General features: G+C 63.2%; 19 protein-coding genes, 1 pseudogene and 3 riboswitches. Of the genes and pseudogenes, 13 read left to right on the top strand and 7 right to left on the bottom strand.

Features of this window, described 5'->3' with window-relative positions; all coding sequences use genetic code 11:
• Positions 1 to 23 precede the first annotated feature (23 nt).
• A complete protein-coding gene (locus DSOUD_RS18355) occupies positions 24 to 680 on the bottom strand; it encodes a hypothetical protein (protein ID WP_157671773.1) in 657 nt (218 codons plus the stop codon).
• A gap of 222 nt (positions 681 to 902) precedes the next feature.
• On the opposite strand from DSOUD_RS18355, the gene DSOUD_RS05300 reads away from it, so the two are divergent.
• Positions 903 to 1265 (top strand): hypothetical protein, encoded by a 363-nt coding sequence (locus tag DSOUD_RS05300; RefSeq protein WP_053550022.1) that lies wholly within the window; start codon positions 903 to 905, stop codon positions 1263 to 1265.
• 188 nt (positions 1266 to 1453) lie between these two features.
• Here the strand turns inward: DSOUD_RS05300 and DSOUD_RS05295 are convergent, their stop codons facing one another.
• From DSOUD_RS05295 to DSOUD_RS05280, 4 genes are all read right to left on the bottom strand, one after another.
• Positions 1454 to 2263, bottom strand: coding sequence for a HesA/MoeB/ThiF family protein (locus DSOUD_RS05295; RefSeq protein WP_053550021.1), 810 nt, complete (start codon positions 2261 to 2263; stop codon positions 1454 to 1456).
• Position 2264: 1 nt separating this feature from the next.
• On the bottom strand, positions 2265 to 2489 hold the full coding sequence (locus tag DSOUD_RS05290; RefSeq protein WP_053550020.1) for a MoaD/ThiS family protein: 225 nt from the start codon (positions 2487 to 2489) through the stop codon (positions 2265 to 2267).
• Between the two features lie 84 nt (positions 2490 to 2573).
• A complete protein-coding gene (locus DSOUD_RS05285; protein WP_053552303.1) occupies positions 2574 to 4301 on the bottom strand; it encodes an aldehyde ferredoxin oxidoreductase family protein in 1728 nt (575 codons plus the stop codon).
• Positions 4302 to 4325: 24 nt separating this feature from the next.
• Positions 4326 to 4443: riboswitch (molybdenum cofactor riboswitch) on the bottom strand.
• Positions 4444 to 4539: 96 nt separating this feature from the next.
• Positions 4540 to 5703: an iron-containing alcohol dehydrogenase gene (locus tag DSOUD_RS05280; RefSeq protein WP_053550019.1), complete on the bottom strand. Its 1164-nt coding sequence runs from the start codon at positions 5701 to 5703 to the stop codon at positions 4540 to 4542.
• 584 nt (positions 5704 to 6287) lie between these two features.
• A riboswitch (molybdenum cofactor riboswitch) is annotated at positions 6288 to 6406 on the top strand.
• Positions 6407 to 6493: 87 nt separating this feature from the next.
• Positions 6494 to 6611: riboswitch (molybdenum cofactor riboswitch) on the top strand.
• 100 nt (positions 6612 to 6711) lie between these two features.
• On the opposite strand from DSOUD_RS05280, the gene DSOUD_RS05275 reads away from it, so the two are divergent.
• From DSOUD_RS05275 to DSOUD_RS05255, 5 genes are all read left to right on the top strand, one after another.
• On the top strand, positions 6712 to 7959 hold the full coding sequence (locus DSOUD_RS05275; RefSeq protein WP_053550018.1) for a porin: 1248 nt from the start codon (positions 6712 to 6714) through the stop codon (positions 7957 to 7959).
• A 142-nt stretch (positions 7960 to 8101) separates the two neighbouring features.
• Complete coding sequence (locus DSOUD_RS05270) at positions 8102 to 8905, top strand: ABC transporter substrate-binding protein (protein ID WP_053550017.1); 804 nt, start codon at positions 8102 to 8104, stop codon at positions 8903 to 8905.
• A gap of 18 nt (positions 8906 to 8923) precedes the next feature.
• Positions 8924 to 9610, top strand: coding sequence for an ABC transporter permease (locus DSOUD_RS05265; RefSeq protein WP_053550016.1), 687 nt, complete (start codon positions 8924 to 8926; stop codon positions 9608 to 9610).
• Positions 9611 to 9614: 4 nt separating this feature from the next.
• Positions 9615 to 10316 (top strand): energy-coupling factor ABC transporter ATP-binding protein, encoded by a 702-nt coding sequence (locus DSOUD_RS05260; RefSeq protein ID WP_053550015.1) that lies wholly within the window; start codon positions 9615 to 9617, stop codon positions 10314 to 10316.
• On the top strand, positions 10316 to 11533 hold the full coding sequence (locus DSOUD_RS05255; protein WP_053552302.1) for a molybdopterin molybdotransferase MoeA: 1218 nt from the start codon (positions 10316 to 10318) through the stop codon (positions 11531 to 11533). The genes DSOUD_RS05260 and DSOUD_RS05255 overlap by 1 nt, the downstream gene beginning before the upstream one ends.
• Before the next feature lie 63 nt (positions 11534 to 11596).
• Here DSOUD_RS05255 and DSOUD_RS05250 read toward each other — a convergent pair whose 3' ends face one another.
• Positions 11597 to 11809, bottom strand: a complete 213-nt coding sequence (locus DSOUD_RS05250) for a TOBE domain-containing protein (protein WP_053550014.1) — start codon at positions 11807 to 11809, stop codon at positions 11597 to 11599.
• A gap of 226 nt (positions 11810 to 12035) precedes the next feature.
• On the opposite strand from DSOUD_RS05250, the gene DSOUD_RS05245 reads away from it, so the two are divergent.
• The 7 genes and pseudogenes from DSOUD_RS05245 (at position 12036) to DSOUD_RS05220 (ending at position 19577) form a co-directional block, all read left to right on the top strand.
• On the top strand, positions 12036 to 13184 hold the full coding sequence (locus DSOUD_RS05245) for an iron-containing alcohol dehydrogenase (protein WP_053550013.1): 1149 nt from the start codon (positions 12036 to 12038) through the stop codon (positions 13182 to 13184).
• 271 nt (positions 13185 to 13455) lie between these two features.
• Positions 13456 to 15114: a GAF domain-containing sensor histidine kinase gene (locus DSOUD_RS05240; RefSeq protein ID WP_053550012.1), complete on the top strand. Its 1659-nt coding sequence runs from the start codon at positions 13456 to 13458 to the stop codon at positions 15112 to 15114.
• Positions 15115 to 15171: 57 nt separating this feature from the next.
• On the top strand, positions 15172 to 16683 hold the full coding sequence (locus DSOUD_RS05235; RefSeq protein ID WP_053550011.1) for a sigma-54-dependent transcriptional regulator: 1512 nt from the start codon (positions 15172 to 15174) through the stop codon (positions 16681 to 16683).
• Between the two features lie 42 nt (positions 16684 to 16725).
• Positions 16726 to 18060, top strand: coding sequence for a radical SAM/SPASM family putative metalloenzyme maturase (locus DSOUD_RS05230; protein ID WP_053550010.1), 1335 nt, complete (start codon positions 16726 to 16728; stop codon positions 18058 to 18060).
• Positions 18061 to 18228: 168 nt separating this feature from the next.
• Positions 18229 to 18648: pseudogene (locus tag DSOUD_RS19145) on the top strand (NUDIX domain-containing protein); the annotation flags it as partial.
• A 69-nt stretch (positions 18649 to 18717) separates the two neighbouring features.
• On the top strand, positions 18718 to 19239 hold the full coding sequence (gene mobB / locus DSOUD_RS19140; RefSeq protein WP_053552301.1) for a molybdopterin-guanine dinucleotide biosynthesis protein B: 522 nt from the start codon (positions 18718 to 18720) through the stop codon (positions 19237 to 19239).
• 29 nt (positions 19240 to 19268) lie between these two features.
• A complete protein-coding gene (locus DSOUD_RS05220) occupies positions 19269 to 19577 on the top strand; it encodes a ubiquitin family protein (protein WP_053550009.1) in 309 nt (102 codons plus the stop codon).
• A gap of 74 nt (positions 19578 to 19651) precedes the next feature.
• Here DSOUD_RS05220 and DSOUD_RS05215 read toward each other — a convergent pair whose 3' ends face one another.
• Positions 19652 to 19942, bottom strand: a complete 291-nt coding sequence (locus tag DSOUD_RS05215) for a hypothetical protein (RefSeq protein ID WP_053550008.1) — start codon at positions 19940 to 19942, stop codon at positions 19652 to 19654.
• Positions 19943 to 20192 lie beyond the last annotated feature (250 nt).

Here is a 20192-nt window from a genome sequence, read left to right as displayed (position 1 = left end):
CAACGCAAAGTGACCGCACCCGATCAGGGCGCGCTGCCGTCGATCAGGCGACAGAGGTTGTCGATCACCCTGGGATTCTCCCGCTGATTGACGCGATAGGCCACCTCGCTGAAAAAGAGGGGGACGTCCTGCAAATGCTGCCCCCGGCTCCTCGTCGAGAGCCGCCCGGCAAAGGTCCAGAAGCGGACGAAGGTCTCGGCCGCCGTGCCGCTGCCTTGACTGACCCAGAGCTGAAGATCGCTCAGGGCCCGGGGGTGGGCCGGACCGTTCGTGCGCAGATAGATCATGGCGCACTGCGGGGCCTCCGCCGCCTTTTGCGGGGGAACCACCCTGATCCTTCCCCCCTCCAGCACCAACCCCTTAATTGCCTTAGGCAATTCGCCCTCACCGCCTGATCCCTCCGGTTCGGACCAACCTTCCCTGCCGCCGATTCCCCGGCGCAGCGCCCGGTAATAGGACTGCACCGTCTTGCGATTGAGATGGACGACCGTTGCCGCCTGCCGCGTCGGCACCATCTGCCAGAAGCAGAGAGCCAGGCGGCGCCTGAGCCCTGCGTCCAGGCGGCGCCGCCTGCTCGGTGTGTAGCGCCTGCCGCACCCCCGGCACTTGCAACGACCGTCCCCGAGACACCAGGCCCTGCTTTGACCGCAGGCCGGACACCTCCATCCCTCCTCTACCATTTTTTTGCCTCCTCCCCCCGGTCCGTCGAACTGGTCCAGTCTGAAGAAACCGGCTTGCGCCCTTTCAATTTACCGTATACATTTATCTCACGCAACCATTTCGGGTATTTTTTATCCTATAAGGACTTGGAAGAAACGAGGGGAGGGAGCAACGGACACCTCCGGATTCGGCACGGGGCCGGAAGGAGGCAGGGAACAATCACCCAAACGGGGAGGAAAATCATGACCAGCGACAGCAGAGCCTTTGTCGCCCTGGTGAGTTCACGGCTCACCCGGCAGGGGAAGGAAACGACAATCCACGACGAGGACGGCGAGCAGGGTTTCACCTTCGGCGCCGACGAGGGGAGCGTCGCGCCGACGGCCGCCGAGCGCAGCTGCACGGTGTGCCGCGACGTCAATGGCCAGAATTACTGCCTGCGCGACCGCCAGCAGGGGGCGCACATCTGCCTCTCCCTCTACGGCCGCCTCTTCGAAGGGTACGACCACGGAAGCGCGTCCCATTTCAACGGCATCATCGATGGCCCCCAAGTCACCCTTTACGACTTCGCGGAGTCGAACTTTTTTTCTTACCAGATTGAGAGTTGAGCGGGACAAAAACCCGGAAAAAACCTGAAAGAGTGCCCCTTTTTTACCAAAGGGGCTTTTTTTTTGCTGGTTTCGCAGATGGTTTCGCAGGTTTTATAAAATGACCACAGAGACACCGAGGACACAGAGAAAGCCTTGATAAAAAGACTGTTTCCGGGCAGCCGTGTCTCTTCATGTAAGGTCAAACCTCAATCAAGCCGCTCGACGAACTCCATTTCGAGAAGATCGATCACCAGGGTGCGGCGCCGCAAGGGTGTGCCGCGGCCGAGAAGAACCTTGCAGACTTCGGCGGCCTCGAGGCTGGCGACCAGAGCCGGGGTAAAGGAGGGGTTTCCCAGCTCCTTTTCGATCCCCGTGCCGCTGCGGGTGTAGCTGTCAGCAAGGGTCGTATCGCCGGGGAACTGGGTGGTGACCTGGCCGTACCAGCCGGCGATCGCCCCGTGGACGAGGGGGATCTCCAGCCCGGCACAGACGGCAGCGAGTTCGAGGCGCACCGGGATGCTGTCGAGGGCGTCGACGGCCAGGGCGCAGCCGGCCAGGAGAACGGCGCCGTTGGCGACGGAAAAGGCCTCAGGCGCCGGCAGGACGGTCACCGCCGGATTGACCACGCCGAGGCGCGCCACGGCGGCTTCGACCTTGGCGGTCCCGAGGAGGGCCGGGGTGGCCAGGAGCTGGCGGTTGAGATTGTGCTCCTCGAAGACGTCGGGATCGACGGCGACGAGATGGCCGACGCCGAGGCGGGCGAGCTCCTCGAGGACGTAGCCGCCGAGGCCGCCGCAGCCGATGACGGCGACCCGGCTTCTGGCCAGGCGCAGCTGCTCGGCCGTGGAGAGCATCTTTTGGTTGCGCTGATAGCGCGCCGGCAGCAGGCCGTTTTCCAGGGCGAGGAGTTCGGCCTCGGCCCAGCTCAGACCGAAGCGTTCGACGGCGACGGCGAGGGCCGCTCCGGAGACGATACCATCCCGGGCCTGCGCATTGAGCCAGAAAAGAGGATTCATCCTAGCCTCCGCCGACGAGGGGAAAGAGGGCCAGGGAATCGCCGTCCTGCAGCTCCTGCTCGAGGGGGGCGTGGCGGCCGTTGACCATGACCACCCCCAGCTCCTCCTCCTTGAGACCGAGCTCGAGGACGACCTGCCGGCAGACGGTCCCGGCGGGAGTGTCCCGTTCCTCGACCTTGAAGCGGCCGTCCCGGAAGCTGGCGAAGAGTTTGACGGTGATCTTCATGATGCGGACTCCTCAGCGGTTAAAAAAATCCCGGTGCGGCCATGACAGACCGCACCGGGCAGGAGAGAGCTTAAGAGAAATGTCCTAGAAATTCCAGAATTCGTCGATTTCCTCGCCGGTGAAGTCCCACACGGCGTTGTGCGGCGGCACCGGTTCGCTGAAGAATTCGGGGAGCCGGTCGTGCATGTTGGTGAAACCGGCGCCGATGTTGAAGGCGCGCTCGAGCTTGAGGATGTGCTTGCCGAGGTTGGTGACGTCGTCGCCGGAAAGGCTGATGCCGAAGCGGGCGTTGATCATATCGATCAGCGCCGGGAGGCACTCGGGGATGTCGAGGGCCGGGAAAGCGACGAAGATGCACATCCCCGTCGAGTCGACGGCGGCGGTGGCGATCTGCAGGTTGCGCGAGAGCTCGACCTGGCCGTCCTTCTTCAGCGGGTCGACGCTGCCGCCGACGCCGAGGATGTTGGTGGCGATGGTGTAGCCGGCGGTGTGGTCGGCGCCCATGGTGCTGGTGGCGTAGGTGATGCCGATCCCCTTGACCGAGCGGGGGTCGTAGGCGGGAATCCCCTGCCCCTTGACCACCGGGACGCGGGTGACGCCGAAGGTCTTGCCGACGTGGGCGGCGCCGCCGCCGAGGATGCGCCCGAGGGGCGTCCCCTTGCCGATCTCGTCCTTGATGAGGCGGATGACCCCCTTGCCGTCGCCGAAGGGGAGAACGCCCCCTTCCATGGCCACGCCCATCATGACGGCGGTTTCGATGGAGTCGATGCCGATGTCGTCCATGTGGTGGTCGGCCAGGGCGATGTCGTCGAGATTGTCGATGCAGCAGTCGGCGCCGAGGCCCCAGATCGTTTCGTACTCGAACCCCGAGGTCAGGTAGTTGCCGGCCTTGTCCATGTAGACCTGGGAGCACTGGATGATGCAGCCGGCGTGGCAGCCGTGTTTCGGTTTGCCGCCGCGCTCGACGATGGTGTCGTGCATCGTCTCGCCGGAGATCTTGTCGGCGCCGGCGAACTGGCCGTAGCGGAAGTTCTTCGTCGGCAGGCCGCCGGCCTCGTTGAGGACGTTGACCAGGACGTTGGTGCCGTAGGTCGGCAGACCCTGGCCGGAGACGGGGTGATCGAGGAGCGCCTTGGCGAAGATACGGGCGGCGGTCTTGAACTTTTCCGGATCGGCGATGGTGACGCCCGGAGCGCCGGCGTCGTCCATGCTGATGTACTTGATCTTCTTCGAACCCATGACGGCGCCGAGGCCGCCGCGGCCGTGGCTGCGGATCTTGCTGTCCGGATCCTTGACCGAGATGTTGGCCGAAGCCATCTTCATCTCGCCGGCGGGGCCGATGGTGATGACGCCGACCTTCTTGCCGAGGCGCTCGGAGACGGCGTCGATGACGGCGAAGTTCCCCTTGCCGACCAGGGCGGTCTCCTCATTGATGGTGACGCCGTCCTTGGTGAGGTGGAGGTTGTACCACTTGTCGTCGGCGGGAAGCCCCTCGATGATCAGGGCCTTGATCCCCATACGGGCGAACATCTGCGCCGAGGTGCCGCCGGCGTTGCTCTCCTTGATGGTGCCGGTCAGCGGGCTCTTGGCGCCGCAGGACATGCGCCCGGAGTTGGCCGCCGCGGTTCCGGAGAGGAGGCCGGGAGCGAAGACCAGCTTGTTGTTGAGTCCCAGGGGATGGCAGTCGGCGGGGACCTCGGCGGCGACGATGGTCGAGGTCAGGCCGCGGCCGCCGTGTCCGGCCCAGGCGGCGGGGACGGTTTCGACCCTGGTGGTGAGATTGGTCATGTTGACGCGAAAAATCTTGTCCATAAAATGTTCCTTCTCCCTTTCTCGGGTTGACATGGGGCATCTCCTTTCCGAAAGGGAGGCTGCGCCGTTTCCAGCGCAACCCGTTGGCCGCCCGCCCTAAGGAAAACCTCGTAGGCGGAAGAGCTCGGAGATCAGTGTTGAAACTCTACATTAATCTTTCCCCGCTTCAAGGGGAAAGTGGGAAAAGGGAGGGGAGTCCCCCTCCCCTTTCCCGGAATCCGTCCCGGGGGACACCTCCTTACATGGCGGCCTTGTAGATGCCGATGACGCAGTCGAGGGTGGCGGTGCGGGGGTTGGTGAGCATGCAGGCGTCCTTCATGGCGTTCTCGGCCATGATGCGCAGGTCGGTCTCCTTGACGTTGAGGTTGGTGAGACCGGCCGGAATCCCGATGTCGCCGGAGAGTTTGCGGATGGCGGCGATCCCCTTGGCGGCGGCGTCGACGGCGGAGAGGCCGTCGATGTTCTCACCCATGGCGACGGCGATGTCGGCGAAGCGCTTGGGATTGGAGATCATGTTGAACTCGCAGACGGCCGGAAGGAGGATGGCGTTGCAGACGCCGTGGGGGAGGTTGTAGAAGCCGCCGAGCTGGTGCGCCATGGCGTGTACGTAGCCGAGGGAGGCGTTATTGAAAGCCATGCCGGCGAGGTACTCGGCATAGGCCATTTTGTCGCGGGCCTCGAGGTTCTTGCCGTTGGCCACGGCGGGACGGAGGTACTCGGCGACCAGTTCGATGGCCTTGATGGCGCAGGCGTCGGTGATCGGGGTGGCGATGGTGGAGACGTAGGCCTCGACGGCGTGGGTCAGGGCGTCCATGCCGGTGGCGGCGGTCAGCGCCGCCGGTTTCCCGACCATCAGAACGGGATCGTTGATGGCGACGTTCGGGGTGCAGCGCCAGTCGACGATGGCCATCTTCACCTTGGTGTCGGTGTTGGTGATGATGCAGAAGCGGGTCATTTCCGAGGCGGTGCCGGCGGTGGTGTTGATGGCGACGAAGGGAGGCATCGGCTTGGTGGTCTTGTTGACCCCTTCGCAGTCGCGGATATTGCCGCCGTTGGTGGCGACCATGCCGATCCCCTTGGCGCAGTCGTGGGAGGAGCCGCCGCCGAGGGAAATGATCGAGTCGCACTTGTTGTCCTGGTAAACCTTCAGGCCGTCAGCCACGTTCTTGTCCGTGGGGTTGGGCTCGGCGCCGTCGAAGATGATGACGGCCACGCCGGATTTTTCCACCTGCTCCTTGATCTGAGCGGCCATCCCCATGGCGGTGATCCCCTTGTCGGTGACCAGCAGGGCCTTCTTGGCGCCGAGGGATTTGACCTGCTCGCCGGCTTCCTTGGAAGAGCCGACGCCCATGAGAGAAACGGTGGGGATGAAGAAGCCGTACGTCTGATCTGCGAGTGCCATGGTTCCATACTCCTTTGCGGTTGGGTGCTTCATTGCGGGTTGTTTAAAGTGACCGACGAAAAACTTCGACGGATAATCCGGAGTCCGGACCATCCTCGTTCACATCAGCCGTCCAATGGAATAGAACATTGGTTGAGGTATACAGCAACAAGGATGCCAGCCGATTTAAAAACGCCCCAACATACCGTTTTCGAATGATTTTTAGCGTCTCAACCTCTCCGATTACCCCCCATTTTCCACCGGCGGCGAGCCATTGCGGCTCGCTTTGTTCCAAAGCGCACCAAAATGTGCCAGGGGCATCCTGCGGGGGCCGAAAACACCGGCATTCTTCGACGGACGACTGTTCCCTAACGACCCACACTGTTCCATTCTGGAACACACGCCCCCGTTCCAACCTGAGACATCCATCCCTCCCGGGGGATACTCCAGTCCCGAAAGAGGGGCCTGGAGATTTTTTTGTCGTCCCGTCAATGAGGCCGTAAACGGCGGCGCAGCGCCCTCCACAGCCGATGGCTATTGCCGCGGCGTCGATAAAAAACACTTTTTCGGGATCCCGTAGACGTTTTGCGTACAAAACTTGCTAAGATTAATCCCATCTCCGAGCCGCGGCGCCTAAAGGGTCACACCCCAGGGCGTCCGGCCAACGGGTACCGCCGGAAACGGCGGCGCCTCCCTTTTGGAAAGGAGACCCTGGGGCACACCTTTTATCCGAAGGTGTTCATCAAAGGGCTCTTTCCTGCGGGAGAGGGCTTTTTTATTGCTCAAAACCATAGCGCTCCCCTCACCGGTTGCGCCGCTGAATCTCCGAACCGCTGCGCCTACGGAAAAATTTCTATGGCAAGCGGTCTACGGGTCCTGCCGGAAACGGCTCGGCCTCCCATTGTGGAAAGGAGATACCAGGCTTCTTCGCCGTCTTACGGCGAAGGCCCTGGCCCCTTTCCCTTGGGAGATATTCCGGGCGGGCGGTCCGCACCGGAGAATTGAAACTCTTTCAAGGAGGAAGAAAAAATGCGGAAAAAGATTTTTTTATCGATGGCCCTGCTAACCGTCAGCGTCGGGTTGACCGCACAGGGTGAAGCCAAGAGCATCGAGGAGATTCTCAAGGAAAAAGGGGTCATCACCGTCGAGGAATACCAGGAGGCCGTCACCCAGAAACCGGACGTCGCCTACGTACCGGGGAAAGGATTCACGGCGGCAACGGCCGACGGCAAGTACAAGCTCCATATCGGCGGCTATGCCCAGTTGCTCTACAAATACACGGATGTCGACAGCAACGCTGCGGACGACAAGAGCGATTTCAACATCCGCCGCTTCAAGCTGCAGATCGCGGGGAACGTCGTCAGCAAGGACTTCGGCTACAAGTTCCAGGGCGACATGAAGAACGGCTTTACGACCGAGGATGCCTTCATCAACTACAAATTCGCAGCGCCTCTCACCGTACAGGTCGGCCAGTTCAAGCCGGCCCAGGCCCGCCAGGAGCTGACCAGCGCCGCCAAGCAGCTCTTCCCCGAGCGCTCCCTGGCCAACGACACCTTCAACCTCGGCCGCGACCTCGGAGTGCAGGCCGCCGGCAGCTTCGCCGGTAAAATCGTCGAGTACCGCCTCGGCCTCTTCAACGGCAACGGCCCCAATACCGCCAACCCCGACGACCGCCACATGGTGACCGGCCGCCTCGACCTCAACCCCTTGGGCGCCTACGCAATGGACGAGGCCGGCTGGACGAGCGACAAGCCGCTCCTGAACATCGGCGGCTCCTTTGCCTGGAACAAGATCGGCGGCGGCGATGTCGGCAGCGGGTTTTCCAAGGACAACGACGTGATGGACGTGGCGCTGAATCTCGATGATGCCGCAACGGCGGCCGCTTTCACCGCGAACTACGGCAGCGACCTGACCTGGCTGCTGTGGACTGCCAACGTCAACGCTGCCTGGATGGGCGCCACCCTCGCCGGCGAATACTACGCCCTCAACGCCGATCCGTCCCTCGGCAGCGACTGGGACGCCGACGGCTACTATGTGCAGGCCGGGTACCAGGTGATCCCCCAGACACTGGAGCTGGCGGCGCGTTATTCGGCGGTCGAATCGACCGACACCCAGGCCTCGGCCAAATTCGACAAGGCCGAGACCCAGTTCGGCGTCAACTATTACTTCGCCAAACACGCCGCCAAGGTGCAGGCCGACTACACCCTGGTCAGTGACGACTGGAATGCCGACAAGGACGACAACATCGTCCGCCTGCAGGCGCAGTTTTACTATTAATCGGCCGATCCGGCCCCGCCGCACCCGGCGGGGCCGGAAATCCGGGAAAATTCTTCGGAGACAGCCGTTTCCTGATTCTGCTATTCTCAGAACCGATCACTCCGGTGAGAATCAATTGATGGCCCACATAAAGGACACCGCCATGAAAAGGTTCCGTATACTTCTTGCTGCCGTACTCGCCTCCCTTCTCTTTTGCGGCGTGGCGACCGCCGCCGAGCACCTGCGCCTGGCCACCACCACCTCCACGGAAAACTCCGGGCTCCTCGCCGTCCTCCTCCCCCCCTTCGAAAAGGCCAATGACTGCAAGGTGGACGTCATCGCCGTCGGCACCGGCAAGGCGATCAAGCTCGGTGAAACCGGCGACGTCGACGTCATTCTGGTGCACGCCCGCGCCCGGGAGGAAAAGTTTGTCGCCGAAGGATACGGCGTGAACCGCCGCGACGTCATGTACAACGACTTCGTGATTCTCGGCCCGGCAGAAGACCCGGCCGGCATCAAGGGGCTGGCCGATGGCGCCGAGGCGCTGAAAAAGATCGCCGCCGCCCAGGCAACTTTCGTCTCCCGCGGCGACGACTCGGGGACCCACACCAAGGAAAAAAGCCTGTGGAAAAAAGTCGACATTACCCCGGAAGGCCAATGGTATCTCGAAGCCGGTCGCGGCATGGGGGAGGTTATCACCATGGCCACGGAGCGGCGCGGCTACACCCTCGCCGACCGCGGGACCTTCATCGCCTACAAGAGCAAGACCGACCTTCAGGTTCTGACGGAGGGGGACAAGGCCCTCTTCAACCCCTACGGCGTCATCCCCGTCAATCCGAAAAAACACCCCCATGTCAAGATTGACCTGGCCGAAGCCTTCGTCGCATACCTCACCGGAGCCGAAGGGCAGTCGATCATCGCCAATTACCGGAAGAACGGCGAGCCGCTTTTTTTCCTCTACAAATAACCAGGAACGGGTCCGGACTTGGGATTTCTCTTCGAATCATTCCAGCACGCTATTTCCCTGATCCTCTCCTTCGACCGGGAGGTGTTCGATACCGTCTGGACCTCCCTCTACACCTCGACGGTGGCCATTCTCCTGGCGGCCGCCGTCGGGGTCCCATTCGGGACGTTTCTCGGCCTCGGGCGCTTTCCCGGGAAGCGGGCGGCCCTGACCCTCCTCAACACCCTCATGGCCCTGCCGACGGTGGTGGTCGGTCTGGTCCTTTTCGGTTTATTCAGCCGCCAGGGACCGCTGGGAAGCTGGGGCTTCCTTTTCACGCCCATGGCAATGATCGCCGGCCAGATGGTGCTGGCGACCCCCATTGTCGCCAACTACACGGTGGCGGCAGTCGCCGGCGCCGACCCCCGCATCATGACCACCGCCCTGACTCTCGGCGCAAGCCGCCTGCGAGCCATGCGGCAACTCCTTGTCGAGACCCGGTTCGGCATCGTCGCCGCCATCGTCGCCGGTTTCGGCCGGGTCATCGCCGAGGTCGGCGTGGCGATGATGCTCGGCGGCAACATCCGGGGGTATACGCGCACCATGACCACCGCCATCGCCCTGGAGACGAGCAAGGGCGAATTCGCCTTCGGCCTGGCTCTGGGAATCGTCCTGTTGGCGGTGGCCCTGGTCGTCAATCTCTTTTTGAATCTCCTTCAGCAGCGGTAGGGCCATGGAACCGATCCTCTCCATCCACAATCTGGAGTACCGCCGGGGCGACTTCACCCTGGCCGTCGAAGAACAGACCTTCCTGAAGGGGAGGATCTATTGCCTCACCGGCCCCAACGGCGCGGGGAAAAGCACCCTCCTCCATCTTCTTGCCCTCCTCCTGGAGCCCGACCGGGGCGAGATCCTATTCGAAGGGACCGTGCTCGAGGGGTCTGCCCAGCGGCAACGGCTGCGGCAACGGATCACCCTGGTCGAGCAGGCTCCGTATTTGTTCGACACCACGGTTTACGACAACCTCGCCTTCGGTCTGCGCCTGCGGGATGTCGGCAGCGACCTGCAGCGCCGCCGCATCGCCCGGGCCCTGCAGACGGTGGGGCTCGACGGTTTCGAAAGCCGCCGGGCTCGCACCCTCTCCGGCGGCGAAATCCGCAGGGTGGCCCTGGCCCGGGCGATGGTCCTGCGACCCGGCGTGCTCCTCCTCGACGAGCCGACCGACGGCCTCGACCGCCGGATTCTTCCCCTCTTCGAAGGGTGCCTGACCGCTCTCTCCGCCAAAGGGGTCACGGTCATCGTCGCCACCCACGATGCCGATCAGCCAGGGCGCCTCGGCGGAGAAATCCTGCGCCTCGACGGCGGACGACCGGCATCACCGGCCGGGGGAGGCGTCCCGGCACTCGCGAACGAACCAACGGAGAAGTCCTCATGATGATCGGATTCGAAGAAGCACGCAGATTGATTCTGGAAAACGTCCCCACCCTCGGCATCGAGCGGGTCCCCCTTCTCGACGCCGCCGGCCGTGTTCTCGCCGAGGCGCTCAAGGCCCCCTGGGAGATGCCCCTGTGCGACAATTCGGCCATGGACGGCTTTGCCGTGCGGGCCGCAGACTGCGCCTCCGTTCCGACGACCCTGCGCATCACCGGCTATATTCCCGCCGGCGGTCTTCCCGAACTCGCCGTAGAGCCCGGGTGCGCCATAAAGATCATGACCGGCGCGCCGATTCCCCCCGGCTGCGACGCCGTCGTCCCGGTAGAGGAGACGGAGGAGTCCGAAGGGACGGTGCGCATCCTCGAAACGGTCGAACCCCGCCAGCACATCCGCTTTCGCGGCGAAGACGTGGCCGCAGGAGACCTGGTCATCCCGGCGGCGACGCTCATCCGCCCTCCGGAAATCAGCATGCTCGCCTCCAACGGGATGGCGATGGTGCCGGTGCACCGGCGGGCCCGGGTGGCCATCCTCTCCACGGGGGACGAGCTGGTCGAACTCGGCCGGACGCCGTCGTCCGGGAGCATCATCAACTCCAACGCCTACTCCCTCGCCGCGGCGGTGCGCGAATGCGGAGCCGAGCCGGTCCTTCTCGGGATCGCCCGGGACAACCATGCCGACCACCGCCGGCTCCTTGCCGAAGGCCTCAACTGCGACGCCCTCATCACCTCGGCCGGGGTCTCGGCCGGCGACCGCGATCTGGTGCGGGAGGTCCTGGCCGAGCTCGGCGTCGAACAGCTCTTCTGGAAGGTGGCCATCAAGCCGGGGGGGCCGACGGCCTTCGGAATCAGGGAGAGCACCCCCGTCTTTTCCCTCCCGGGGAACCCGGTCTCCACCATGATTACCTTCGATCAATTCGTCCGCCCGGCCCTGCTGCGGATGATGGGGCACCGCCGGGTCATCCGCCCCTACGTCAAGGCGACCCTGAAGGAGGACGTGCGGAAAAAACCGGGGAAAGTCAACTTCCTGCGGGTGCAGGTCGTGGTCGAGAAGGGGCGCTACGTCGCCTCCACCTCCGGCGATCAGCACACCGGCATCCTGCGGACGATGGTCAACGCCAACGGTCTGGCCGTCCTCCCCCGGGAGGCCTCCTTTCTTCCCGCCGGCTCGGAAGTCGACCTGCAGCTCCTCCGGGACGAAGTGGCGATGCTGGAGAAATAAAAAAGCGCCCCGTCTCCCCGGAAGGGGGACGGGACGCTCGAGGTGCACAGGAAGGAGAATAATCTAATGATCGACGGCCAGCATGACGCTGGAGGCCTTGATCACGGCGTAGGCCTCCTTCCCTTCCTTGAGGCCCAGACTCTCCACCGCGTCCTTGGTGACGATGGAGGTGACAACGACGCCGCCGGGGAGTTCGAGGAAAACCTCCGAATTGACAGCGCCGACGACGATTTTCTTCACCTTGCCCTTGAGAATATTGCGTGCGCTCAGTTTCATCTTCATCCTCCGCTTGCCGGGTGTTGACTGTCTCTTCGTTAACGGTAGCAGGAGAATAAACATTCGCAAGAAGCCGCCGCCAAGGGGACTGGACCAGTTGATCAGGGAGCCGCGTTCCTGCGGGGCGGTGTGGCGCCGCAAGGCGACGCCGTGATATCATGGCCCGTCGACTGAAAAAACATTGGAAAGAAGAGATTCCCGTCCAGGAAGAGTATCAGGAGACTCCGTGAACATCAGCAAATTCGTTACCCCGGAAATCATCTTCGGCTGCGGCTCCCTGAGCCAGGTCGGCGAAAGCGCCCTGCGCCTCGGCGCCTCGAAGGTCTTTCTCGTCAGCGACGCCGGAGTCATCAACGCCGGCTGGGTCGACAAGGCCCTTTTTTACCTCAAGGAAGCCGGACTGGCGTGTGAAACCTTTTCGGCCCTGACCACCAACCCCAAGGATTTCGAGGTGGACGAGGGAACCCGGCGCTACCTCGCCTCGGGATGCGACGCTCTCGTCGCCGTCGGCGGCGGCAGCCCCACGGACGTCGCCAAGGCCATCGCTCTGCTGGCCACCAACGGCGGGACGTTGCGGGATTACGAGGGAATCAACAAGATCGTCCATCCCCTGCCGCCGATGGTCATCGTCCCGAGCACCGCCGGAGCCGGTTCGGAGGTCAGCCAGTTCACCATCGTCGTCGACACCGTCCGCAAGCTGAAGATGTCCATCATCTCCAAATCGCTGATTCCCGATATCGCCATCGTCGACCCGGAGCTTCTGCAGACCAAGGACAGCCTGCTGGCGGCGGCCACCGGCCTCGACGCCCTGACCCACGGCATCGAATCCTACGTCTCCCTGGCGGCGACCCCCCTGACCGACATTCACGCCCTCAAGGCCATCGAACTGATCTCCCGGAACCTGCGCCGGGCGGTCGCCGACCGCCAGGACATGGAGGCCAACACCAACATGGCGATGGCCAGCCTCACCGCCGGCATGGCCTTCTCCAACGCCATCCTCGGGGCCACCCACGCCATGACCCACCAGGTCGACGGCCTCATCGATCAGCACCACGGCGAGACCAACGCCTCGATCCTCCCCCATGTCATGGAATTCAATCTCGACACCTCGCCGGGACGCTTCCGGGAGATCGCCCTGGCCTTCGGCGAGGACGTCTCCGGCCTCGATGCGGCCGCCGGGGCCACCCGCTCCATCGCCGCGGTCCGGCGCCTGATCCGGGACATCGGCCTGGAAAAAGGTCTAGGCCAGCTCGGTCTGCAGAAGGAATTCATCCCCCTGCTCAGCCGCAACACACTCAAGGACGCCTGCCTGGTGACCAACCCGCGCAGCGCCACCTACGAGGACATCGTCGCCATCTTTCACCGGGCGATGTGAAAAATTGGGTTTACCACAGAGGCACAGAGACACAGAGGTAACCTTCCTGGGCCCAACCATTTTCTTTAATTGAGTATTGTTGGATTTTTTTGCCATCAGCAAAAACAGCAAATGATGAGCTGCATTAACCACAGAAACACCGGGAATCCAGAGATAGTCAGAAAAAAACAATTTTGATTTTCTCTGTGTCTCTGCGCCTCTGTGGTGAAAAACTTTTCTTGAAAAGTCGGACAGCCGGAAGATGAATGGGTCAAATGGCAAGGAGAACGTGTTGAACGACAGGGAAAAGCTTCTCGAACAGCTGACCGGGGTCGATTCGTCGAAGCTCAACTACTACGTCGAGCTCAAGAAGCGCAACCAGGAGGTTCTCAAGCAGAACAGCCGCCTGCAGATCCTCCACCAGCTCTCCCGCGACATCAACCTCGACATGTCGGTGGGCGATATCCTCGAGCGGGCCTTCACCAAACTGCCGCAGACGCTCCCCTGCGATTTTCTCGGCCTGGTGACGGTGAAGGACGGAGTCCTTTCTCTCAAGGCGTCGATGCCCCGGAATTTCTGCAAGATCGACGATTTTCCCGCCCACTCCCCTTCCCTCAAGGTCATCCGCGATAAAAGAGGGGGGATTTTCAATCTGGGCCCGGAAGATCTCCTCCACGTCCGGCACAACCCCGGTAACCCCGGACCCCTCCGGGCGCTGGCGGTCGTCCCGATGTTCAAGCGCGACGAGGTGATCGGCGCCCTGATCGTCGCCAGCCTCAGCGACGGCGCTTATCTCCGGGAGGACCTGAGCTTCGTCCAGCACCTGGCCGACCAGCTCTCCATCAGCATCCTCAACGCCCGTCTCTACAAGGAGGTTTCCCGGGCCAAGAAGGAGTGGGAAGAGACCTTCAAGGCGGTCACCGACCCGATCTTTCTCATCGACACCGACTACAACGTCCTGCTGCACAACGACCGCCTGCCACCGGAGATGAGCGCCCAGTGGAACAAGGTCCTGAGCAGCAAGTGCTTCGCCAAACTCCATGACCGGGACAGGCCGTGCACCTCCTGCCCCCTCGAGGACGTCCGGCGCAGCGGCAAGCCGGTCTACCGGCGCTGGCAGACGGAAGGGGGGATTCTCCTCGACCTCTCCTATTACCCGGTCTTCAACGAAGAGAAACAGCTCTCGGCGGTGACCATCATCTTCAAGGATGTCACCGAGAAGACCAAGATGGAGGCGCAGCTCGTCCACTCGGCGAAGCTGGCCGCCATCGGCGAGATGGCCGCCGGCGTCGCCCACGAGCTCAACAGCCCGATGACGGTGATCATCGGCACCGCCCAGATGCTGGTCCGCGACTTCCCCGGCGAGGTGGACCGGGACAAGATCGAGGCCCTGGAGGACATCATCAACTGCGGGCTGCGCTGCAAGAGGATCATCCAGAACCTTTTGACCTTCTCCCGCCAGGACGAGCTGCCGACCAGCGAAATCGACCTCAACGAAGAGGTGGAGCGGGTCCTCTCCTTGATCCGCTATCAGATCAACCGCAGCCAGGTCGAGATCATTCCCCATCTCGACCCCGACCTCCCGAAGATCAACGCCAACGGCCCGCAGATCCAGCAGGTGCTGACCAACTTTCTCGTCAACGCCCGGGATGCCCTTGACGACGGCGGGCGCCCGGAGAAGATCATTCAGGTCACCACAGCCCTGCGCCGCCGGGACAAAAAGACCTGGATCGTCCTTTCCGTCCGCGACAACGGCACCGGAATCGCACCGGAAGCGCTCCCCAAGATCTTCACCCCCTTCTTCACCAGCAAGGAGGCGACCAAGGGGACAGGGCTCGGCCTTTCGGTGAGCCTGGGGATCGCCGAATCCCACGGCGGCACCATCGAAGTCGACAGCATCCCCGGGGAGGGGAGCACCTTTTCCCTCCTCCTCCCCCTCGAACAGCTTTAATTCCCCGGGAGCCTGTCGGCAGGCTCCCGGGGGAGGCAACCCAAAGGCGGTGAACCCGTGTCGCAAATCCGCATCCTGATCATCGACGACGAGGCCGATGTCTGCACCTTCTTCCGCCGCCTCCTGACCCGCAAAGGATACCAGGTGGTCACCGCGGTCAACCAGGTGCAGGCGCTGCAGGCCCTCGATGAACACAGCTTCAACGTCGCCCTGGTCGACATGAAACTCCCCGACACCGACGGCCTGACGTTGCTGCAGACCATCAAGTCCCGGCAGCCGCCCTGCGAAGTCATCATCATGACCGGCTACAGCACGGTAAAGAGCGCGGTCACCGCCATCCAGCTCGGCGCCTACGAATATCTTGAAAAACCCTTCGACCAGATCGAGGCCATCGAGGAACTGGTGGAAAAGGCCGCAACCTTCGGCCAGGGGCCAGCCACCGAGGAGGAATGGAGCGCCGTCGCCCAGAGAGTCGGCTTTCTGGTCGGTTCTTCGCTGACCATGCGGCGCCTGGTCTCCCTGGCCTACAAGATCGCCCGCAAAAACATCAATGTCGTCATCCAGGGGAAGACCGGCACCGGCAAGGAAGTGCTGGCGCGCTTCATTCATGCCGCCTCCGGCCGCGCCGGCCAGTCGTTCCTCCCGGTGAACTGCGGGGCCCTGCCGGAGAACCTGCTGGAGAGCGAGCTCTTCGGCCATGAGCGCGGCGCCTTCACCGGCGCCAGCCAGACCCGGCGCGGCATCTTCGAGCTGGCGCACCGCGGCACCCTCTTTCTCGACGAAATCGGCGACGCCAGCCCGCTGATCCAGGTCAAGCTCCTGCGGGTCCTGGAAACCGGCGAATTCATGCGCGTCGGCGGAGAGAAAACCATCACCTCCGACGTCCGGGTGATCGCCGCGACCAACGTCGACCTCGAAGAGGCGATCCGCGAAAAAACCTTCCGCGAGGATCTCTACTACCGCCTCAATGTGGTGCGCCTCGAGATCCCGCCGCTGCGCAGCCGCACCGAGGACATCCCCCTGCTGGCGGAGCATTACGTGCAGCAGCTCAACCCCGACCTGCGCCTCTCCCCCGGGACGATGCGCCTGATGAAGGAATACGCCTGGCCCGGCAACATCCGCGAGCTGGTCAACGTCATCCGCCGCGCCGTCGTTCTCTGCCCCGGCGACACCATCCTCCCCAAGCACCTCGGCTCCGCCCTCTTCTCCGGCGGCGACGGGACCCCGGAAATCCCGGCGGCGACGGAAAAGGCCGGCGTCCCGGCGGCCTCCATGGAGAGTTTCTGGGCCCATTACGGAAAGGAGGAGGTCCTCGAGCAGATGAGCGCCGGCGAACTGCAGCAGATGCTCCACTCCCTCCACGGCCTGGAGAGCGGTCTGCTGACGGTGATGCGCCGGCGCGGCCTCTGCTCCCCCTCGAGCGGCGGCCTCAAGGAGAGCGAAGTGGAGATGATCCGCCGGGCCCTCGACCTCAATCACTGGAACATCACCGAGGCCGCCCGCTCCCTGGGGATCGCCCGCAACACGCTGCATCGGAAGATCAAGGCGTTTAATTTGCGCAATGGGTGAGGCTGAATTCAGAAAACAGAATATAGAATACAGAAGGTAACCATGTCCCAAACTCCAACAATACAAAAAAAACGGATCGAGCTGCCGCACCAGGCCCCGTTCCCCCGCAAACTCTTCGTCGAAACGACCACCCGGTGCAACATGACCTGCCCGATGTGCGTCAAGCAGACCGAACACAGCACCATCGTCAACGGTCACATGACTCAAGAAACCTTCGCCGCCCTGACCCCGGCCTTTGCAGGTCTCGAAGCCCTCATTCTCAACGGCGTCGGGGAATCCCTTCTCCACCCCCGCCTCGAAACCTTCATCGCCGAGGCCCGCAGCGCCATGCCGGATTCGGGATGGATCGGCTTCCAGTCCAACGGCCTCCTGCTCGACGAGAAGAAAGCCTGCGCCCTGGCCGAGGCGGGTCTCGACCGCATCTGCATCTCCCTCGACGCCGTCTCCCCGGAGATCTTCCGCCGCCTGCGCGAAGGGGGGGAGATCGGCGCCGTGGCCCGGGCTTTTTCTGCTTTGCGGAGCGCGAAAAAAAATATCCCTGGCTCCCGCCTGCGCGGCGGCGTCGAATGCGTCGTCATGCAGGACAACCTCCATCAGCTCCCCGAGGTGCTGCGCTATGCGGCCCGGCAGGGGGCGCAGTTCGCCATCGTCTCCCAGCTGATCCCCTATGCCGCCGGGCAGCAGGACCAGATCGCCTACGGCACCGACACCGATGCCGCAGTGGAGCTCTTCGAGCGCTGGCGGGCAGAGGGAGAGCGCCAGGGGATCGATTTGCGCACCGTCTCGCTGGGGTCCTGGGGCATTTCCGGGATCGGCGATCCGCGGGTGAGCGCTCTGGTCGAGGGGATGAAAAGCGAAGCCCGAAAGAAGGAGATCTTTCTCAACGTCAAGGAGATCCGGGATCGCCTGGGGCGGGAGGAAAACAGCGAAGAACTGGCCGAGGTCTTCGCCGAAGCCCGGGCAATTGCCGACAAGCTCGGGATGGAACTTTTCCTGCCGGCTCCGCGGCCGCAGCAGGAACGCCGCTGCGCCTTCGTCGAAGAGGGGGGCGCCTTCGTCTCCTGGAACGGCGAGGTCCACCCCTGCTACAACCTGTGGCACGGCTATCGCTGCTACCTCAACGGCTGGGAACGCACCGTCCGGCCGCAGGTCTTCGGCGATCTAGGACACCAGAGCCTCGCCGAGATCTGGAACGCCCCCGACTTCCGGCGCTTCCGTGACAATGTCCTGCGCTACGACCACTCGAACTGCATCAGCTGCACCGTCGCTCCCTGCGACTACGTCGAGGACGAAGTTTTCCAGCAGGACTGCTATCTCAAGACCGAGCCCTGCGGCACCTGCCTGTGGTCCATGGGAATCCTGCAGTGCCTGCAGTAGACAAATAGCGGACAATTTCAACGCAGAGGCGCAGAGGCGCAGAGGAACGGAGAGAACCTGTGAGCTTGCAGGTCGGCCAGGACAAGAATTTCTCTCCAACTCTCCTATCCCTGCGTCTCAGCGTTGAGGTATTTGCCCCGAAGAACTTTTCCCGAGGAGAGTCCATCCATGGCGGAAACCGCTTTGAAAAATGCCCTGATCTGCCCCCACTGCCACAAGGTCGCCTCCCCCTGGCGCAACCCGACGCCGACCGTCGACATCATCATCCGCATCGGCGATAAAATCGTCCTCATCGAGCGCAAGAACGCCCCCTTCGGCTGGGCGCTGCCGGGAGGATTCGTCGACTACGGCGAATCGCTGGAGAGTGCCGCTCTCCGCGAGGCCGAGGAGGAGACGGGACTCAAACTGCGCGACCTCCGTCAGTTCGGCGCCTATTCGGCCCCCGACCGCGACCCGCGCCAGCACAACATCTCCGTCGTCTTCACCGCGGAGGGGGTCGGGACCCTCTCCGCCGGCGACGACGCCGCAGGAGCCGCATTGTTTTCCCTCGACGCCCTGCCGAATCCCTTGTGTTTCGACCACGCCACCATCCTGGCCGACTACCGTCGGCGGGGAGAAAAGTCCCTCGGACCGCCAGAACCTTCAGGAGAAAAGACCATGCGCAGCAAAGCCGTATCCTTCATCGCCAAATCGGGGACGGGAAAGACCACCCTGCTGGAGAAAGTCATCGCCGATCTCAAGAGCCGCGGATACAAGGTCGGCGTCATCAAACATGACGCCCACCAGTTCGAGATCGACCACCCGGGGAAGGATTCCCACCGCCTCACCGCCGCCGGGGCCGACACCATGCTCATCACCTCGCCGGCCAAGCTCGCCCTGGTGAAACAGCACGACGCCTCCCCGCCCCTCGACGAGCTTCTCAATCTCTACTTTTCCGACTGCGACATCGTCGTCACCGAAGGATTCAAGAAGAGCGGTCTCCCCAAGATCGAGATCAACCGTGCCGAGCGCAGCGGCACCCTGATCTGCCGCGACCAGGAGTACGATCCGACCCTGATCGCCGTCGCCAGCGACCAGCACCTCGAGGTCGACGTCCCCCTCCTCGACCTCAACAATCCCGGCCAGATTGCCGACTTCGTCGAGGAGCGCTTTCTCAAATCCGCAGTCAAAGGGGTCTGATCCGCCCCGATCCCGAGAAAGGAGCCCCCATGGAGAAGAAGGCAAACGCCGTCATCCGCCTCTACGGCAACCTCCACACCCTGCGCAAGGAACGGGGTCTGCCGTCGGTAGCCGAGCTCTGGCTCCCGGCCGGAGGGCGCACGGCGGCAGAGGTCGCCGCAGAGCTCGATCTCCCCCTCGAGCGCATCGAGGGGGTCTTCTGCAACCACAAGGCCTACGGCCTCGACCGCATCCTGTGCCCGGGCGACGAGCTGGCTTTCATCCCCACCGGCATCCCGGGACCGCACCGCTACATGCTCGGCATCCACGCCGCCGGCAAGAAACATTCTCACGAATAGCCCTCCACGCCGCCACGACGCAAAAAGGCCTGCAGCAAACGCTGCAGGCCTTTTTCCTACTCCCTACCCCCGCCTCAGATCATGTAGTAGGTCATCTCGGTATGACCGACCAGAAGCTCCAGTCCGAGAAGGGCCGGTCGCTCGCAGGGGAGAGCCCCCCATTCTTCGAGGAGAGGTGCGGCGTGTTCGGCGCTCTCGGGGGAAATCAGCAGCTCGACGCCGCCGTCATCCAGCTCCCGCGCAAAGAGGGCCATGGTACGTGGCCCCCGGGCCGCGGTGAAGGCGGCGGAAAAAGCCTCCCGGTAGGGCTCCACCGCGCCGGCGGCGACCTCTTCAGATGTCAGGATCAAACGAAACCAGTCCATTTTTCTCCTTGTCGAGGTCCCGGGGGACAGGGACACATCGGAAAACCAGTTTAGCACCGATCTTGCGCGGAGGTTTAGTTGGAGGTTGACCGGGGCTGTTTTTCCACCAGCAGCCCCTCAACAAAATGCCCGCGGCAACGACGGTGATCGCACTGCCCTTGGCAGGTCCACCCGGTGGTTGAACCGCCGCGCCGGACGTCTCTGTATCAAAGGGACATTGCTTCCCGATCCGTTACGACCCATGCCGACC

The sequence above is a fragment of the Desulfuromonas soudanensis genome (assembly GCF_001278055.1).
Classification (GTDB): Bacteria; Desulfobacterota; Desulfuromonadia; order Desulfuromonadales; family WTL; genus Deferrimonas; species Deferrimonas soudanensis.
The sequence above is the reverse complement of the archived record's forward strand: the minus strand, read 5'-3'. Positions and strand labels throughout refer to the sequence as shown.

Excerpts from the sequence above, each read along its gene's own strand:
- DSOUD_RS18355 (WP_157671773.1), bottom strand. The coding sequence starts at position 680 with ATGGTAGAGGAGGGATGGAGGTGTCCGGCCTGCGGTCAAAGCAGGGCC.
- DSOUD_RS05300 (WP_053550022.1), top strand. The coding sequence starts at position 903 with ATGACCAGCGACAGCAGAGCCTTTGTCGCCCTGGTGAGTTCACGGCTC.
- DSOUD_RS05295 (WP_053550021.1), bottom strand. The coding sequence starts at position 2,263 with ATGAATCCTCTTTTCTGGCTCAATGCGCAGGCCCGGGATGGTATCGTC.
- DSOUD_RS05290 (WP_053550020.1), bottom strand. The coding sequence starts at position 2,489 with ATGAAGATCACCGTCAAACTCTTCGCCAGCTTCCGGGACGGCCGCTTC.
- DSOUD_RS05285 (WP_053552303.1), bottom strand. The coding sequence starts at position 4,301 with ATGGACAAGATTTTTCGCGTCAACATGACCAATCTCACCACCAGGGTC.
- DSOUD_RS05280 (WP_053550019.1), bottom strand. The coding sequence starts at position 5,703 with ATGGCACTCGCAGATCAGACGTACGGCTTCTTCATCCCCACCGTTTCT.
- DSOUD_RS05275 (WP_053550018.1), top strand. The coding sequence starts at position 6,712 with ATGCGGAAAAAGATTTTTTTATCGATGGCCCTGCTAACCGTCAGCGTC.
- DSOUD_RS05270 (WP_053550017.1), top strand. The coding sequence starts at position 8,102 with ATGAAAAGGTTCCGTATACTTCTTGCTGCCGTACTCGCCTCCCTTCTC.
- DSOUD_RS05260 (WP_053550015.1), top strand. The coding sequence starts at position 9,615 with ATGGAACCGATCCTCTCCATCCACAATCTGGAGTACCGCCGGGGCGAC.
- DSOUD_RS05255 (WP_053552302.1), top strand. The coding sequence starts at position 10,316 with ATGATCGGATTCGAAGAAGCACGCAGATTGATTCTGGAAAACGTCCCC.
- DSOUD_RS05250 (WP_053550014.1), bottom strand. The coding sequence starts at position 11,809 with ATGAAACTGAGCGCACGCAATATTCTCAAGGGCAAGGTGAAGAAAATC.
- DSOUD_RS05230 (WP_053550010.1), top strand. The coding sequence starts at position 16,726 with ATGTCCCAAACTCCAACAATACAAAAAAAACGGATCGAGCTGCCGCAC.
- mobB (WP_053552301.1), top strand. The coding sequence starts at position 18,718 with ATGCGCAGCAAAGCCGTATCCTTCATCGCCAAATCGGGGACGGGAAAG.
- DSOUD_RS05220 (WP_053550009.1), top strand. The coding sequence starts at position 19,269 with ATGGAGAAGAAGGCAAACGCCGTCATCCGCCTCTACGGCAACCTCCAC.
- DSOUD_RS05215 (WP_053550008.1), bottom strand. The coding sequence starts at position 19,942 with ATGGACTGGTTTCGTTTGATCCTGACATCTGAAGAGGTCGCCGCCGGC.